Source organism: Pelagihabitans pacificus (assembly GCF_009371985.2).
Classification (GTDB): Bacteria; Bacteroidota; Bacteroidia; order Flavobacteriales; family Flavobacteriaceae; genus Pelagihabitans; species Pelagihabitans pacificus.
Map to the genome: position 1 here is coordinate 544,765 of NZ_VIKU02000001.1, position 16,692 is coordinate 561,456.

The following is a 16,692-nucleotide window of genomic DNA, read 5'->3' on the forward strand; positions in this document are numbered from 1 at the left end:
AAATTTTAAGGGGTTTGGGATAAACTTGCGGTTTTTAGGGACGAAGGACGACGTCCAAAATAGCTTCCTTATAGTTTTTGGAAACAGGGACTTCCATCTGGGTAAGGGCAATGGTGTTGGTTCCTTTCCATTCTTTAAAATGGATTGGATTGATCAAATGGGAGCGGTGCACCCTCACTAGATCGGGGACTTGGGCCTGAACATTCTTTAGGGTAGTTCGAAGCAACTTTCTTTGTGCTCGGTTTTCTTTTAGGAAGCAGACCTCTACATAGTTATCGGCACTGGAAACACAGACGAGATCGGTAGGGCAGATTTTCAAAACGTCCAACTTGTTATCCCCTTTTATAATAAGTTGTCCGGTTGGAAGACCCCGTACTTTACGATTTAAGAACCAACGCGCAAAAATAAGGATTGACAAAAGGATAAAGAAAATGGGGTAATATACTTCGAAGGTAAACTTTTCAAAAGGATAATCGCCGTTGATTACATCCGATTGGTAGTAGGCAAAGCATCCGAACAGTGCAATCAAATTATACAGGACGACAAATAGAATTTCCAAGACGATCGTCCATTTCCCCTTTTTCTTAAAAATCCAATTTTGCAGGGGAACCAGCAGCATATAGCACAAAAATGAAATAACCCCATAAAACGGCAAGATTTGTAATCGAATTCGAAAAGACAGGTCGGCGGCATCGAAGGGTGCAATCACCACTAGGAAAATTACCAACCAAAGGCTGATTCCAAAAGCGACCAAAGCATGGTATTTATAGGAGGTATTCAACTGTAAGGGAGACATCATGTATAGGATACTATATACTTTTGAATCAGCAAGATACTTGGTTTACACAAAATGTCAAATCATGACGCGGCCATTACCTAAAGCGCCAGCTTCGATACAGACCTAAATTTATCATCACGAGCTATAGCCAGTCTAAGATATCCGCTTCGATACTTGGTATGTATTGTGCACAAACTACCGGTACCGCCAACTGGTCAGATCCGCCCCCTTAGGCGCACTTTCCGCAATTCGTTTCATGATCTTGGGAACGTACATGCTGTTGTAGCGCAGGCGGCTGATGGCATTGGGCAATTCCGGGTCGCCATTCCAGCAATGCTCGGCCCGGTCCCCATATAACACCTCGCCCCCATAGTAAGGGTCGGTAGTGCTTTCCAAAAAATCTTCCATCAGGTAAACGGCATTGTTCAAATAGTAATTATCCATATCACCGCAATAGATATGGATCTTGCCACGAAGCTTTTCCCCCAATCGATCCCAATCGCGCTCAAGAATATATCGAAGATCGTAATTCTCCTTCCAGTATTCAGCCACTTGGTGGTCGATATCGCCTGTCATCTTGTCCCAGATACGCACCGGATAACCGTCTTCGCCCTGAGGGGAATACGTAGCTTCCCAAATATCCCACTGTTGTCCCGATCGACTTTTATCGCCTAGGACCAACTCCAGATGATTGCCTTCCCGAAGGGTCGATTGCACATGACCGAGGTAATCACGATGACTGGGCACTTCCAGTTGCTTATGGTCGCTGTCGTAATAATAGGCGTTTTTATCCTCGTAAATATTAGTGAGGCAATACGCGCGAAAATCGATGGGATCGGGACAGGCGGCAAAGCAGCCGTTGTACTCCTCCGGATATTTCACCTGCACGGCCAAAGCTTCCCAACCTCCCGTGGAACCTCCATATAAGAAGCGGGACCAGCCCTCACCGATGCCCCGAAACTCTTTTTCGATATAGGGGATCAACTCGTAGGTGATGGCATCACCATAAGGACCCTGACTGGCGGAGTTGACCGCATAGCTATCGTCATAATAAGGGGTGGGATGCTGAATCTCAATAATTAGAAAACGTGGGAAATCGGGTTCGTTCCAACGTTTGTAAAAATCATAGGCTTCTTGCTGTTGTATGATGTTATAGCCTTCCAATTGAAAGCGATCGGAATACTCCGGCTCCAGGTTCGAATCGGGCGGAGTGGTTCGGAAACCGCCAAAGTCGGAGGGGAAATGACCATGAAACACCATCAAAGGATACTTTGCCTCGGAATGTTCTTCGAATCCTTTCGGAAGAAGTACATGGGCCCCCAGGTACATATCCCTACCCCAATATTCCGATAGCTTTTCAGATTTGATTTTGATGTGTTTAATCCATTCGGTGTCCTCGGGTTCTTCGATAGGAGGAATTATCTGATCCATAACAACTTCCACATCCGGTATACCACTTTCGGTCACGGTTATCTTAAAAGGCTTGCTATAGAGATTTCCTGGGGAGCGATTCCATTGTTGGCCTTCCCCATTGTCCATCGGTAATTTAACGGTCTGCCCGGTAGAGAGGTCAAAAGTCTCATACACGTGCAATAAGGCCTGTACTTGATACTCACCGGGGGGTACCTCGGCCAAGCTTGGATAGGGAAAACCAAAGACAGAATCGTCAAATGCCTTCTGTTCCCCTGCCACCATGCCATCCACATTCATACCAAAAATCAATTGGGTGTTGAGTCCGTCATTAATCTGGAAACGGGGTTCCTTTTCCTCGTTGTTGGAGAGCATCAATAACAGTCGACCGTCCTTGGCCTGGTCACTGGCAGCCTCGGAAAAGGAAACCTTTATAGCGAATTCGGATTTCTTTTTGGTCTTGGGTTGGCACCCTATGAAACCGATTAATAGGAGCGTGCAAAGCGGTAGGACTTTTTTCATCGTCTGGCTATTTGTAGAAAAGGTAGGGCTTTTCGGGGAAATTCCAAATACCAAAATCCAAATTCGAGCGTTGTAGAAAAAACCCGAATTCTTGTTTTAACCTTCCTAATACCACTAAGATGAAGAAGCTATTTTGTGCCTTACTTATCTTCACTTTCACCTTCTCGACCTCGAGCTGTATCAATGATGAGGAATACACCGATCTGGAGGTCCTCACTCCGGAAGAAGACGAATCAAGTTCAAAGAACCCTATTGAATATGGACAAAGGCAGTGACGATGCCATCAACAATGTAGTATCGCTCCAGTGGTCCTTACCAAGGCAGGTCAGCTCTTGCCCCTACTCCGATGGCGTTCACGTGCCAACAGGGTATTCTTCAAGAGCATGGCAATGGTCATAGGCCCTACACCACCGGGTACCGGGGTAATAAAGGATGCCTTCTTGCTTACATCCTCGAAATCGACGTCTCCGGTAATATAATACCCCTTTTCCTTGGTATCATCGGGAACGCGTGTGATGCCCACATCTATGACCACCGCGCCCTCCTTTACCATATCGGCTTTCAAAAAGTTGGGAACCCCCAAGGCAGATATCACGATATCGGCCTGGGAAACGATGTCCTTGATGTTTTTGGTATGACTATGCGTTAAGGTAACGGTAGAATTGCCGGGCCAACCTTTGCGGGACATCAAGATGCTCATAGGTCGCCCAACGATATGGCTGCGTCCGATGACCACTGTATGCTTGCCCTTGGTATCTACCTTGTAGCGTTCCAATAGTTCCAAAATACCGAAGGGTGTCGCTGGAATGAAAGTGCTCATGTCCAATGCCATTTTCCCGAAGTTCGTTGGGTGAAACCCGTCGACATCCTTGTCGGGGTCAATGGCCATGATTACTTCTTGGGTATCGATTTGATCTGGCAATGGTAACTGTACGATAAAACCGTCGATGTCATTGTTTTGATTCAGCTCGTCGATTTTTTTAAGGAGTTCCAGTTCTGAGGTGGTGCTCGGCATCTGTATCAAGGTCGATTCGAAACCGATTTTTTTACAGGAACGCACCTTGCTTCCCACGTAGGTAAGGCTAGCCCCGTCGTTTCCGACTAGAACAGCGGCTAGATGTGGTACTTTTTCACCCCGTTCTTTCATCTTCGCAACCTCGGCAGCGATTTCTTCCTTAATCTGGTTGGATATTTTTCTTCCGTCTAGTATTTTCATTTCAGTCTTCAGTTGGCAGTGGCAGTTTGCAGTTTGTGTCAGAGGTAAATTTATTCTAACGGCTTTACTCCAAACTTACCTGGATTATTGATCATATAGTTAATGAGCTTACCGACCTCTTCACTTTGTTCAGTAAGCTGGTAGTATGTTTCTTCATTAATGTACTTACTAGCCTTCACAAAATCGAGCCATACTAAGGTCTCTGAATTCTCCCCATCAGAATCGGTTAATTTACTAATCCAATGCTTTACATATCTCCTTTTTCTGCATGCTTCCGACATATTTGCGCATACAGACCTCGAAGATCTTCGTATTTGGTCTGTTAACGAGTATGTCTCTTCCCTGGGGAAGGCTTTTGAAACTTCAAACACTCTCATTGCCAATGAAAATGCTTTTTTATATCCCCCTAATGTTTTAAAACTCATTTCCCAGCATAAGATAAGGTCATAATTGCCACTGCTCATGTATACCACCACTGCCAACTGCCACTGCGAAATGCAAACTGCTACCGCATCCCCTTCATGCCTCCCATCATCTGCATCATTTTTTTACCGCCGCCGCCTTGCATCATTTTCATCATTTTACCCATTTGGTCGAATTGCTTTAACAACTGGTTTACTTCTTGAATGGTACGGCCACTCCCTTTTGCGATTCTTTTCTTACGACTTGCGTTCAGTTTTGACGGATTCGAGCGTTCATCGGGTGTCATTGAGTGTATAATGGCCTCGATATGCTTGAATGCATCGTCATCGATATCCAATCCCTTAAGCGCTTTTCCAGCACCTGGAATCATTCCCATCAAATCTTTGATGTTCCCCATCTTCTTGATCTGTTGAATCTGGCTCAGGAAATCATCGAAACCGAACTTATTCTTGGCAATCTTCTTTTGGATTTTTCGAGCCTCCTCTTCATCAAACTGTTCCTGTGCCCGTTCTACCAATGAAATCACATCGCCCATACCTAGGATACGATCGGCCATTCTAGAAGGATGGAAGACATCGATGGCTTCCATCTTTTCCCCTGTTCCGATAAACTTAATCGGTTTATCAACTACTGATTTAATCGAGATTGCGGCACCGCCACGGGTATCACCGTCCAATTTGGTAAGGATCACCCCATCAAAATTCAAGATGTCGTTAAAGGCCTTGGCGGTATTGACGGCATCTTGCCCTGTCATGGAATCTACTACGAAGAGGGTTTCCTGGGGCTGTATGGCTTTATGGATGTCCGAAATCTCGTCCATCATCTTTTCATCTACGGCCAAACGGCCTGCGGTATCGATAATTACGACATTATACCCGTTTTGTTTGGCGTGGTCGATCCCCGCTTTCGCGATAGCCACCGGATCTGAATTACCTTTATCGGAATAGACCTCTACCCCAATCTGGTCCCCGACCACGTGCAACTGGTCGATGGCCGCGGGTCGGTATACGTCGCATGCGACCAACAGGGGGTTCTTGGACTTCTTTTTCTTTAGGAAATTCGCCAGTTTACCAGAAAAGGTGGTCTTACCGGAACCTTGTAACCCGGACATCAAAATGACCGATGGATTTCCCGATAGATTGATCCCCTCGGTTTCGCCGCCCATTAATTCGGTAAGTTCGTCCTTAACGATCTTCACCATCAATTGGCCCGGCTGTAGGGTCGTCAGTACGTTCTGACCCAAGGCCTTTTCCTTTACCCGATTGGTAAATTCCTTGGCAATCTTGAAATTGACATCGGCATCCAATAAGGCCCTGCGGACCTCCTTAGTAGTCTCCGCCACATTAATTTCAGTTATTTGCCCATGTCCCTTAAGAACATGTAGTGCCTTATCGAGCTTTTCACTTAAATTATCGAACATCGTCTTGCTTGATTTTGAAGAAAAGCAAATTTAATAATAACCATGGGAACAAGGAGGAAACTACCCAAAAAATATGTCCCTCCACCGCCCCCCATGAAAGGAAGGGTGCGCAGGTTCCGTTTCGAACAAGCTCCGAGAGGTGGGAAACCGTTACCTCCCTTGGGAGGTTGGGAAGGAGACAAAAAAAGCGCCCATCTTTCAATGGACGCTCTCAAGTTGTGGGGCAAAAAAGGTGTGGGGTAAAAGATCTACATCTTTTCGAAAGTGAGGTAGTCGGTGCTACCGTCGCCCCCGCTGATATCGATCAATTCGATCTTGGTATTGGAATAGCTGACAATATCCCAATCATCACTGAGTTCCTCAAACAACTCGGGCGAAGCAAAGACGATGTTAAAATCAATGTCGTCTTCAATGCTATCGTCATCGCTACTATCCGAACTGGTCACCGACCATGCTCCTGTAAGTGCCATAGTACCATCACTGGCCTGTAAAACACCGTCGGAACCGAAAGTGAAGATGAATCCCGTATAGTCGGAAGTCTCGTCCTTATCGGAATCGAAATAGTAGGTAATCATCCATTCACCGGCTGTCACCGCTGTTTTTACCGCTTCCATATCGGCCGCGTTGATCGTATCGGTATCATTATCATCACTGGTACAGGACTTGAAGACGAGCACAATGAACAAGAATGCCATCAGGTTTATCAGTTCCTTTTTCATCTTTTATTGCTTTTAGGGAACACCCGATGCCCAAAGGCCATCGGGTGTTCAAAACCTTTTAGTTACATTCCCTTTCAATCACTAGGATTTCATCGCCACGTTTTAACTCTAAGCGATCGCTCCTACAATCGATGACTATCCATTCCCCTATGTAATTGGCCATCTCCATGCTCAAATCGTTAAAGTAGAGTACGCCGTTATCGATTTCCCAATTTCCTTCATCGACCACCATCTCATTGGGATTACGCACATGGATGTTCATGTTGGAGAAATCCAAGGTCAACTCCGACAAGAAAGAACCTTCCGCGTTTGCGACAATCCATATACATTCAGACAGATTAGCGACAATGTCGTCGTCGGTACAGGGTTCCTCCTCGTAATCACAGGCAGTTTCCAAGACAATCCTATCATGGTCTCCTTTGAACAATTTGATCTTGTCCTCATCGATCTCATACACGAACCACTCCAAGTTAAAGTCGATCATGGTCTCAAATTCGAGAACCAACGCCACACGCCAATCGGTAATTCGTGTTTCCCAGGTTCCGGTTACCGTTCCACCCGCAGAACCCGTTACCGTAACCGTACCATCCTCGGTGAAGTTCATGAGGTATTCCAGATACTGATCGGTTTGGTTCAGATTATCCCTTCTTACATCCCTTACCCACCATGGGCATTCGACCAAAAGATTATCCAAACGCTCCTTGGTGAAATCGTCATCGTTGTAGTCATCATCATCGTCTTCGTCACAAGCATTTTTAGCTCTCTCCAAGGCATCCGCCAACTCCTGATAGCTATCTACCGTTACTTTGGTGCCATCGTACATTTCGAGCTCGATCGGGAAATCGATACCGATAAGGTCGTTCGGACCCAAGCCAGCAAAGAATCGTCTTAATTCCCTGTCGCTCTCAACGGTAACACTACCGGTCTGTTGTGAATTGATATCAAAAGTGAACAGCGTTATTGGATATATAAAGTCGATACACTCGATATCGTCATCGTCACCGCCCTCGGTACATTCCGCGGCAAGTTCACGAAGATCTTCGACACCCTCGATGGTTATTTCAGAGTAATCCGCCAAGGTTACCGTAACGGGAAAGATAATGTCCAAAATATCGTCATCCCCATCAACAGCATCAAAAATCTTTTCAATTAAGTAAAGATCCTGTTCAGAATTAATGGTGATTTCCAAACCGTTCACTGAAACGGTATATGGAAAACGGATATCAAAACAACTAGAACCATCGACAATATTGTCAAAAGAGCCGTCGTTCGAGGCGGTTCGCGCTATCAATTGGGCCGTTGCCGAACTCGCTACCATAGTGGTTTCCTCGTTAGGTTCCTGGTTATCCACCGGATCGGTTTGACAGGCGGTAAAGGTCATAGCGACAGCAAGTAGGCCAGCATACATCGCAGATTTAAAATACTTTTTCATAATGATTTGGAATTTGTTGTTACTTCAGTCCTAAAACAACCCATCTGAAAAACACCCTACCAAGATTCTTAAACTTTTTTGAAATATCTTTGGTAAAACCGGCGTTATCTAATGGGTCCTATGCCCTATTTTATCGGTCATGGGCCTTTTTCTAAAAAACAGAAAAAATAATCGGTTTACGGGCCGAATTAATTGATACGAAACTAAAATCCAACCTCCATTGGAAACCAAAAACCATGATAATGTTTGTGAAGAATCGGTATTCGGTACCATCTTCAACGATACTTCAAAAACGGTTTTCAACTATATTTATTATAAATTCGGCAATGAGGAAAAGGCCCATGATGCTGTGCAAGAGGCATTTGTAAAGCTTTGGGAGAATTGTGCCAAGGTCTCCCCCGCCAAAGCAAAGTCTTTTGTATATACCGTAGCCAATAATTTATATCTCAATGTAATCAAGGCCGAAAAGGTACGCCTAAAATATGCCGATAAGACCCTAAAGACGACGAACGAGTCCCCTGAGTATTTGATGGAAGAGGCTGAGTTCAAGCAAAAATTGGACCGGGCCCTGAACCGCCTACCCGAAAATCAGCGAACTACTTTCCTATTAAATAGGATCGATGGAAAGAAATATGCAGAAATTGCCGAATTGGAAGGAGTAAGTGTAAAAGCGATTGAAAAACGAATGCATCTTGCCCTAAAATCCTTGAGGGAAAAAATTGATGGAATTTGAAAGGTTCAAATTTCACCGGGTAAGCAATACCATCTAGAACCTTGAACGTTGAGTCTCAAATAAATAAAGTAGGGTTTTTTGAAAAGTGGTTGTTACATAAAGAGTAAAGCTGGAAATTATGCAAGATAACTATTTGGCAAAATGGCTAAACAATGAGCTTACGGAGGCAGAGCTAGCGGAATTTAAAAAGTCCGAAGCGTACGCCACCTATCACCGTATCCGGGAGGTTTCGGAGCGTTTGGAAGCTCCCCATTTCGACAGGGAACAAGCCTTGATGGCCGTCAAGAACAAACGTACGTTGCAGGAAACCAAAGTAGTGCAGCTAAATCCGTTCAAAAAGTTCTTGAAAGTGGCGGCCGCCATCTCCGTATTGATAACAGCTTCCTACTTCTATTTGAACACACTGGGGGAAAAAGTCACGACCCAATATGCCGAACATAAAGAAGTAGTGCTTCCCGATAATTCGGAAGTAATCCTTAATGCCGATTCACAAATCTCTTACAATTCCAAAAATTGGGAGTCGCAACGAAACGTCGAATTGGATGGTGAAGCATTTTTTAAAGTGGCAAAAGGAAAACGTTTTACCGTAACTACCGACGCGGGAACGGTTTCCGTTTTGGGCACCCAATTCAATGTAGAGCACCGAAAAGACTTTTTTGAGGTCACCTGTTTTGAAGGGTTGGTAAGCGTATTGTTCAAAGGCCAGGAAAAGCGGCTTCCTGCTGGTACTTCCTTGGTCGCCATAAAAGGGGCGCTTGTAGACACCCACTCCCCGAATACCGAAGTACCATCCTGGGTAAATAGCGAAAGCTCGTTCAAGAGTATTCCACTTCGCTATGTATTGGATGAATTTGAACGACAACACAACATCAAGGTCGTTACCGAAAATGTTGACCTTGACCAATTGTACACGGGTACGTTTAGCAATATGGATGCTGAATTGGCCTTGCAGAGCATTAGCGTTCCTTCCCGAATAAAGTTTAAATTTGAGGGGAATAAAGTGCTATTCTATGCCGAAAACACCCCTTAAACCAGTACTGGTTTTTGTATATCTACTCTTTTTTTTGGTCTCCTTCGGGATAAGGGCACAGGAAGCGGGTACCCGTACTTCGCTTATCTCGTTCATCGAACGGTTGCAGGAAGATTTTGATATCAAGTTCTCCTATGTAGACGAGGATATCCAAACCATCGAAATCACGGTTCCCGGCGCCACCGAACTACAGCAGATCCTCGACCACATAACCTTGCAGACCCAGATTAAGATCGAGCAACTCAATGATCGCTACTACGCCCTTGCCAAAAGCACGACAGTAGATATCTGCGCTAGGGTCCTCGATAATTTTGAGGAGAATACGATTCCTGGAGCCACGGTGGAGGTATTGGACAGCGAAATAGGTCTCGTCACGGATACGGAAGGATATTTTACCCTGAAAGACATCCCCAGAAAAGCCATCCTCCAGATTAAATATTTAGGATATAAGACCCTCTTTGTCGAGGCGGAAGAGCTGTTAATGGGCAATCCCTGTAAAAATGTTTTGCTAGCTCCCTTTTACAACCAATTGGAAGAAGTAGTGGTCTATAAGTTCCTTACTACGGGTCTCATCAAACAGACCGATGCGAGTATCTTGCTGAATACAGCGGACTTCGGAATCCTTCCCGGGTCAATAGAGCCGGATGTGTTACAGACGGTGCAGGCACTACCCGGGGTAAAGAGTATCGACGAAACCGTTTCGGACATCAACATTCGCGGGGGTAGCAATGACCAAAATCTGTTGCTATGGGATGGTATCAAAATGTATCAATCCGGGCACTTTTTTGGACTGATATCAGCCTTTAATCCGTACTTGACCGATGAAGTGGTGATTGTTAAGAATGGTTCGAGCGCCGCATACGGCGATGGGGTCAGCGGCATTATCGATATGCGTACCAAGGACACCATCGAAGCGGATTTTTTTGGCGGGGGCGGGTTTAACCTAATCAGCGGCGACGTATATGCACAAATACCCCTACGCGATAATTTGGCCATTCAAATTTCGGCGCGCCGTTCCCTCACCGATTTTTTTGATACTCCGACTTACAACCAATTTTCGAGTAGGGCTTTCCAGGACACCCAAGTTGTTGATCAGGACGCCGATTTTTATTTCTACGATTTCACCGGAAAGTTATTGTACGACTTGGGTAATAAGCACAAAGCGCGCTTTAGTTTTATCAATATCAATAACCGCCTTGATTATTCGAGGCTCACAACGGATACCAACCTATCGACCGATAGCAGTCTCGATCAGACCAACCTTTCGTTCGGTGGTAGCCTTTCAAGCGATTGGAACGGGAAGTTTTCCACGTATTTGAATCTCTACCATACGCGTTATGATCTGGAGGCCCAAAATAGGTATCCCAATCCCATACAGCAACTAATTCAGGTAAACCAGGTAAAAGAGACGGGAGTCAGGATGAATACCACCCTTCAACTAAATAGGGGTCTTGATTGGCTCAACGGCTATCAGTTTACCGAGACGGGCATCACCAACCAAGCTTTTGTGACGCAGCCTCCGTTTGACAGTAATGTGAAACGCATCATGCGAGCCCATGCCCTTTTTTCGGAGATTGCCTATAAGTCTCCCAATCGAAAGTTCTTTGCCAAGGCAGGGGTGCGACTCAACTACTACCAAAATCCCGAAAGTTTTGAGGATTTTATACCAGAACCCCGATTGAATATCAATTACGAAATAGCCCGGTCGTGGAAACTCATTGCCTTGGGCGAATTCAAAAGTCAGGTCACGAACCAAATTATCGATCTGGAACAGAATTTTTTGGGCATCGAGAAACGAAGATGGATCATTTCCGATGGGGTGAACCTCCCGGTCACGAGAAGCAAACAGGGATCTTTCGGAGTCAATTATGATGAGGAAAACTTATTCGTAGGGCTTGAGGGCTTCTATAAGGAAGTAAAAGGGATCAGTACCGATACCCAAGGTTTTCAGAACCAAAACCAGTTTAACGGCGAGATCGGTCAATACGATGTGAAGGGATTAGAGTTTCTGATCAACAAGAAAACCGATACCTATAGTATTTGGGGAAGCTATACCTATAACCTCAATGATTATTATTTTCAAACGGAGGTACCCCCGGAGTTCCCGAACAATTTGGATGTGCGGCATACCGTTACGCTTGCCGGAACCTATACCTTGGGGAAGGTAAAGCTCGCCATAGGGCTCAACTACCGAACGGGTAAACCCTTTACAGAGCCCTTGGTCGACGACCCCATCGACTCGAGTTTCTTTCCGGCTAGAATCAATTATTCGGAACCGAACACTAGTAGGCTTCCCGAATATGTAAGAGCTGATTTTTCGGCGATATACGATTTTGAGATCGGGGAAGGTATCGCTGCTACCGTGGGTGCATCGGTACTGAATTTTACAGACCGCCAAAACATCTTCAACACCTTTTATCGACTAAACCCGGAGGAAGAAATCGAAAAAGTGGAAAATGGTTCCCTCGGGTTGACGCCCAATATTAGTTTTAGGGTGCGTTTCTAATGGTGGTTTAGGCGACCGATGACGAGCACATGCGGAAAAGTTATGGCCGCTAGAAAAGCTAGGAAGAAAGACAGCGATGTCTCCATATCGTCCTTTAGAAAAAATAATAAAAAGCCGGCGCCCACCGCAGCTACCAGCCAATAGATAAAAGAAGACTTCACATAACCTAGAAAACTGTCACTACTGAGATTTCCATATAAAAAAATGATTTGGTCGGCGATGGATGGAAGCGAATGCCAAAGAATAAAATAAATCGCAAAGGACCATAACAATGAGGCGGTATTGAAAACAACGAAAAAAACGAGTAGGAAAAACAATTGCTTAATCAAATTTGCATGGATGCTCTTCCTAGTATATAGAAACAAATACAGGAGCGCGAAAACAGCCGCGGAAATCCATAGTAGCCATTGGTATACATCAGCAGGTATTTGATGGCCCGTAATCTTATCGATAACCTCGGTGACCGCATCTTGGTGCACATCGAAGAGCATTCCGAGTACCAATAGTCCGTACGACAGATAAAAAACCCGGACCGAAAAGCTCGTCGAGTCTATCTTGGAAACCCAATGCTGTTCCCCAAAATGATAACCACTTACCACAATAAACAAAACAAAGGCAAAGGACGGAAACCAATAAAAAAGTCCGAATCCTAGCAGAACCACCAAGACATATAGTGAAAGGGCCACGGCAAAGCTGGTTCCCCCCGTGGCTTCCTTTGTGCTCTTCTGTATCAGTTTCAAATCGTTGGCCCCGTGCAACATCCCAAAAGTAAGGATCAATACATAGGCCAGGGTGTTTTCTACCTGATTACTGAAATAAATGGCTATCCACAAGGCAAAGAAGGTCGCCACAATGGCAATATTGGTCAATTTAGAAAAATAAAGAGGTTCATTTTTCATTCTGTTTAAAATTTTAACAAAATAATTAAACTATAATGTTTAAGTATTAGTAAATTTACTTAAACAAAAACAATTAATTCATAAATTATGGGAAATTTAATGACTTCTTTACCACTCGTTGCCAAAATGGCAACGGATGATTACGTGGGTTTCACCTTCTTCGTAGGGTGTATGGCCATGATGGCCGCCTCTGCTTTTTTCTTTCTTTCCATGAACAATTTTGACCGCAAGTGGAAAACTTCGATCCTGGTATCGGGCCTTATCACCTTTATCGCGGCAGTACACTATTGGTATATGCGTGACTACTGGGCCACCATTGGTGAGTCCCCTACCTTCTTTCGCTATGTGGACTGGGTTTTGACCGTACCGCTAATGTGTGTGGAGTTCTATTTGATTCTTAAGGTGGCCGGAGCCAAAAGGTCGTTGATGTGGCGACTGATATTCCTATCGGTAGTGATGCTGGTAACCGGCTACTTCGGTGAAGCCGTTTATCGTGATCAAGCGTGGTTCTGGGGGCTAATTTCCGGTATCGCTTACTTCATCATCGTTTACGAAATCTGGTTCGGTTCGGCCAAAAAATTGGCTGTGGAAGCCGGAGGTGCTGTCCTCAGTGCGCACAAGACCCTATGCTGGTTTGTGTTGGTAGGTTGGGCTATTTATCCGATTGGATATATGGCAGGAACCCCAGGCTGGTACGAAGGTATCTTTACTGGCCTTAATATGGACGTGATATACAACATAGGCGATGCCATAAATAAAATAGGATTTGGTTTGGTTGTTTATAATTTAGCGGTAATTGCCACTTCGAAAGTGGAAGCCTGATTATCGTTAATTAGTTGGTTGTTAAAAGGCCGCTCCCCCCGGAGCGGCCTTTTTTCCGTTATTGGTATCAAGGGGTCTAAATTCAAACTTCAACATTCCTTTGATAAGCGCATATAATTCGGGAAAGTCTTCATAAAATTTTTCCGGGGTCTCCACATAGTGTTCCACGGCTACCGAAAAAAACTCCTGTAAATTGGTCATTCCGTATTCTCGAAAATATTGGGTAGTCTCCAACCGGTCAACGAAACCTTCCAACAGAAAGAGTTCTTTTATCTTGTGAAGTCCCACTCTAAACTTCCTTGCCTCCCATGTTCGCTTCTTGTACATTTCAAAAATAAGGGCATGGGCAAATTCGTGTACCGCAAGGTTCACATTATCATGTGGAACTTCAAAGCCCTTCCATAACTGCTCCGCCGAGAATATCAAGGTCTTTAACCGCGGATTATATTCTCCGAAATGGTGTCTTTTATTGATCCTGGAATAGTACCGTGATGGATAAACAATGAGTCGCAACAACGACCGCCGCATCTGATAGTTTTTAAGTCCCATGGTCATCAACACCGCGGTACCGCTCAATAGCAGGGGAACGTCGGCCCGTCGAGCGACTTTTCCGTAAAAAACAAACTTTTTTCTACTTCGGAACCAAACGATTCGTTTCTCACATCTTTCCCTCAGTTCTAACGGTAATCTACCATAAATGGGGAAGTTTTCCGTTAAAAAGGCTTGCTCCTGGCGGGTAAGCGGTTTCAATTTCACAAAAGGATTGAACTGGTAGAGCCCGACCGCATAGTAAATGATATACAGTACATAACCGATGATATAGAGTCCTGCCAGGATGGCAAAGATCTTTGGGGCAACCATATGCTATAACAACTTCGAAAACCCGATTTAATTGTACCGATTCGACTGCTTACATTCGCTCGGGTACTTCGATGCCCAAGAGTAGAAAAGCAGAGCGGATGACTTCCCCTACCTTCTTCGAAAGCTGTACCCTAACGATTTTTTTTGGTCCGTCGGTCTCCCCAAGAATGGATACCTGTTGATAAAAGGAATTGAATTCCTTCACCAAATCATAGGTATAGTTCGCAATCAAGGCCGGACTGTAATTTTCGGCCGCTAACCGAATCGTTTCTGGAAATAGTTGTAACTGTTTGATCAATTCCTTTTCCTTTGGATGCAATTTATCGAGCTTTTCGATTTTGGCCGTTGAAATCACTTTGTTCTGATGGGCCTTTCTCAATATCGATTGGATCCGTGCATAGGTATACTGAATGAAAGGACCGGTATTGCCCTGAAAATCCACAGACTCCTCCGGATTGAAAAGAATTCTTTTTTTAGGGTCTACCTTAAGAATAAAATATTTTAACGCCCCGAGACCGATAATTTTGTACAGTCGCTGTTTTTCCTCCTCGGAGTAGTCTTCCAGTTTCCCCAACTCTTTTGAAATACCGGCGGCGGTCGCTGTCATATCATCGATCAAATCATCGGCATCGACCACCGTGCCTTCCCGACTTTTCATTTTACCACTAGGCAAATCGACCATCCCATAACTAAGATGGTATAGTTTTTCCGCCCAGGAAAAACCGAGTTTTTTGAGGATTAGAAACAGTACCTTAAAATGATAGTCCTGCTCATTGCCAACGGTATATACCATGCCCCCGATATCGGGATAGTCCTTGACCCTCTGTATGGCGGTACCGATATCTTGGGTCATGTAGACCGCAGTGCCATCGGAACGCAATACAATTTTTTCATCCAAGCCCTCGTCGGTCAAATCGATCCACACACTGCCATCTTCCTTTTTGTAAAAAACCCCTTTTTCGAGTCCGTCTGCCACCACATCCTTTCCCAACAAATAGGTGTCGCTCTCGTAATACAGCTTGTCAAAATCGACCCCTAGATTCCTATAGGTTTCGTCAAAGCCCTCATACACCCAGCTATTCATTGTTCTCCAAAGGGCAACGACCTCCTTGTCTCCCGCCTCCCATTGCTGGAGCATTTTTTGGGCTTCCAACAAAATCGGGGCTTCCTTTTCGGCAGTTTGACGGTCGATACCCTCGGATATCATTTTTGCCATCTCCTCCTTATAGGCCCTATCGAAAGCCACATAATAGTTTCCGACCAGTTTATCGCCCTTTAGTCCAGTACTTCTAGGTGTTTCCCCATTGCCCCACTTTTGCCAAGCCAGCATACTTTTGCAGATATGGATGCCGCGATCATTGATGATTTGGGTCTTATATACCTTTTTTCCCGAAGCCTTCAAAATTTCGGCCACCGAATACCCTAGGAGGTTATTTCGAATGTGCCCCAAGTGCAGCGGTTTGTTGGTATTGGGCGAACTATATTCGACCATTACAGCATCTTTCCCGATTTGCTTTGCGAACCCATAGTCGTTTTGGTCCCTGATCGAATTGAAAAAATGGAGATAGAAAGCATCACTGATAACAATGTTCAAAAAACCTTTTACCGTATTGAAGTCGGCCACCGCCTCGACCTCCTTCACCAGGAATGTACCGATTTGGTCGCCGATCCGTTCCGGATTTCCTTTTACGAAACGAAGCATGGGAAAAACCACGACGGTGATATCCCCTTCAAAGTCTTTCCGGGTAGGTTGGAACTCTACCGTTGGCAATTCCGTGTCAAATTCAGCAAGAACCGCTTCCTTGACCTTTGCTTCCAATACCTTCTGAATGTTCATATTTTCAACACTTATAAGCCTGCAAAACTAATCATTTTTTGGGCTTTCCCCGCGAAAGAGGACCGCAATCGGCACCGATTTCAT

General features: G+C 44.8%; 15 protein-coding genes. 5 read left to right on the forward strand and 10 right to left on the reverse strand.

What is annotated here, in order from left to right:
* Positions 1–34: 34 nt before the first annotated feature.
* On the reverse strand, positions 35–799 hold the full coding sequence (locus FK220_RS02410) for a LytTR family DNA-binding domain-containing protein (protein ID WP_152572680.1): 765 nt from the start codon (positions 797–799) through the stop codon (positions 35–37).
* A gap of 174 nt (positions 800–973) precedes the next feature.
* Positions 974–2,710: an alpha/beta hydrolase-fold protein gene (locus FK220_RS02415; protein WP_152572681.1), complete on the reverse strand. Its 1,737-nt coding sequence runs from the start codon at positions 2,708–2,710 to the stop codon at positions 974–976.
* A 119-nt stretch (positions 2,711–2,829) separates the two neighbouring features.
* Between FK220_RS02415 and FK220_RS02420 the strand changes: the two genes are divergently transcribed.
* Positions 2,830–2,985, forward strand: a complete 156-nt coding sequence (locus FK220_RS02420) for a hypothetical protein (RefSeq protein WP_166204743.1) — start codon at positions 2,830–2,832, stop codon at positions 2,983–2,985.
* A gap of 50 nt (positions 2,986–3,035) precedes the next feature.
* Here the strand turns inward: FK220_RS02420 and FK220_RS02425 are convergent, their stop codons facing one another.
* The 5 genes from FK220_RS02425 to FK220_RS02445 all read right to left on the reverse strand — a co-directional run bounded on the left by FK220_RS02425 (position 3,036) and on the right by FK220_RS02445 (position 7,920).
* The gene (locus FK220_RS02425; protein ID WP_152572682.1) at positions 3,036–3,926 is read right to left on the reverse strand and encodes a bifunctional 5,10-methylenetetrahydrofolate dehydrogenase/5,10-methenyltetrahydrofolate cyclohydrolase; all 891 of its coding nucleotides are present in this window, start codon (positions 3,924–3,926) and stop codon (positions 3,036–3,038) included.
* 50 nt (positions 3,927–3,976) lie between these two features.
* Positions 3,977–4,351, reverse strand: coding sequence for a four helix bundle protein (locus FK220_RS02430; protein ID WP_152572683.1), 375 nt, complete (start codon positions 4,349–4,351; stop codon positions 3,977–3,979).
* Between the two features lie 80 nt (positions 4,352–4,431).
* A complete protein-coding gene (ffh, locus tag FK220_RS02435; protein WP_152572684.1) occupies positions 4,432–5,769 on the reverse strand; it encodes a signal recognition particle protein in 1,338 nt (445 codons plus the stop codon).
* A gap of 248 nt (positions 5,770–6,017) precedes the next feature.
* Positions 6,018–6,488, reverse strand: a complete 471-nt coding sequence (locus FK220_RS02440; RefSeq protein WP_152572685.1) for a hypothetical protein — start codon at positions 6,486–6,488, stop codon at positions 6,018–6,020.
* A gap of 58 nt (positions 6,489–6,546) precedes the next feature.
* Positions 6,547–7,920 (reverse strand): hypothetical protein, encoded by a 1,374-nt coding sequence (locus FK220_RS02445; protein WP_152572686.1) that lies wholly within the window; start codon positions 7,918–7,920, stop codon positions 6,547–6,549.
* Between the two features lie 220 nt (positions 7,921–8,140).
* Here FK220_RS02445 and FK220_RS02450 point away from each other — a divergent pair, with 220 nt between their 5' ends.
* The 3 genes from FK220_RS02450 to FK220_RS02460 all read left to right on the forward strand — a co-directional run bounded on the left by FK220_RS02450 (position 8,141) and on the right by FK220_RS02460 (position 12,189).
* Positions 8,141–8,653 (forward strand): RNA polymerase sigma factor, encoded by a 513-nt coding sequence (locus tag FK220_RS02450; protein WP_152572687.1) that lies wholly within the window; start codon positions 8,141–8,143, stop codon positions 8,651–8,653.
* Positions 8,654–8,771: 118 nt separating this feature from the next.
* The gene (locus tag FK220_RS02455) at positions 8,772–9,683 is read left to right on the forward strand and encodes a FecR family protein (protein ID WP_152572688.1); all 912 of its coding nucleotides are present in this window, start codon (positions 8,772–8,774) and stop codon (positions 9,681–9,683) included.
* Positions 9,664–12,189 carry a TonB-dependent receptor gene (locus FK220_RS02460; RefSeq protein WP_152572689.1) on the forward strand — a complete coding sequence of 842 codons (2,526 nt, stop codon included), beginning with the start codon at positions 9,664–9,666 and terminating at the stop codon, positions 12,187–12,189. The genes FK220_RS02455 and FK220_RS02460 overlap by 20 nt, the downstream gene beginning before the upstream one ends.
* On the opposite strand, the gene FK220_RS02465 is transcribed toward FK220_RS02460, so the two are convergent.
* The gene (locus FK220_RS02465) at positions 12,186–13,088 is read right to left on the reverse strand and encodes a Brp/Blh family beta-carotene 15,15'-dioxygenase (protein ID WP_152572690.1); all 903 of its coding nucleotides are present in this window, start codon (positions 13,086–13,088) and stop codon (positions 12,186–12,188) included. The two genes, FK220_RS02460 and FK220_RS02465, sit on opposite strands and share 4 nt — an antisense overlap.
* A gap of 87 nt (positions 13,089–13,175) precedes the next feature.
* On the opposite strand from FK220_RS02465, the gene FK220_RS02470 reads away from it, so the two are divergent.
* A complete protein-coding gene (locus tag FK220_RS02470) occupies positions 13,176–13,910 on the forward strand; it encodes a bacteriorhodopsin-like (RefSeq protein ID WP_152572691.1) in 735 nt (244 codons plus the stop codon).
* 21 nt (positions 13,911–13,931) lie between these two features.
* On the opposite strand, the gene FK220_RS02475 is transcribed toward FK220_RS02470, so the two are convergent.
* Together FK220_RS02475 and argS are read right to left on the reverse strand one after the other, a co-directional pair.
* On the reverse strand, positions 13,932–14,771 hold the full coding sequence (locus FK220_RS02475) for a zinc-dependent peptidase (RefSeq protein ID WP_152572692.1): 840 nt from the start codon (positions 14,769–14,771) through the stop codon (positions 13,932–13,934).
* 49 nt (positions 14,772–14,820) lie between these two features.
* Entirely contained in the window at positions 14,821–16,608 is a 1,788-nt protein-coding gene (argS, locus tag FK220_RS02480) for an arginine--tRNA ligase (RefSeq protein WP_152572693.1), read from the reverse strand.
* Positions 16,609–16,692: the final 84 nt, after the last annotated feature.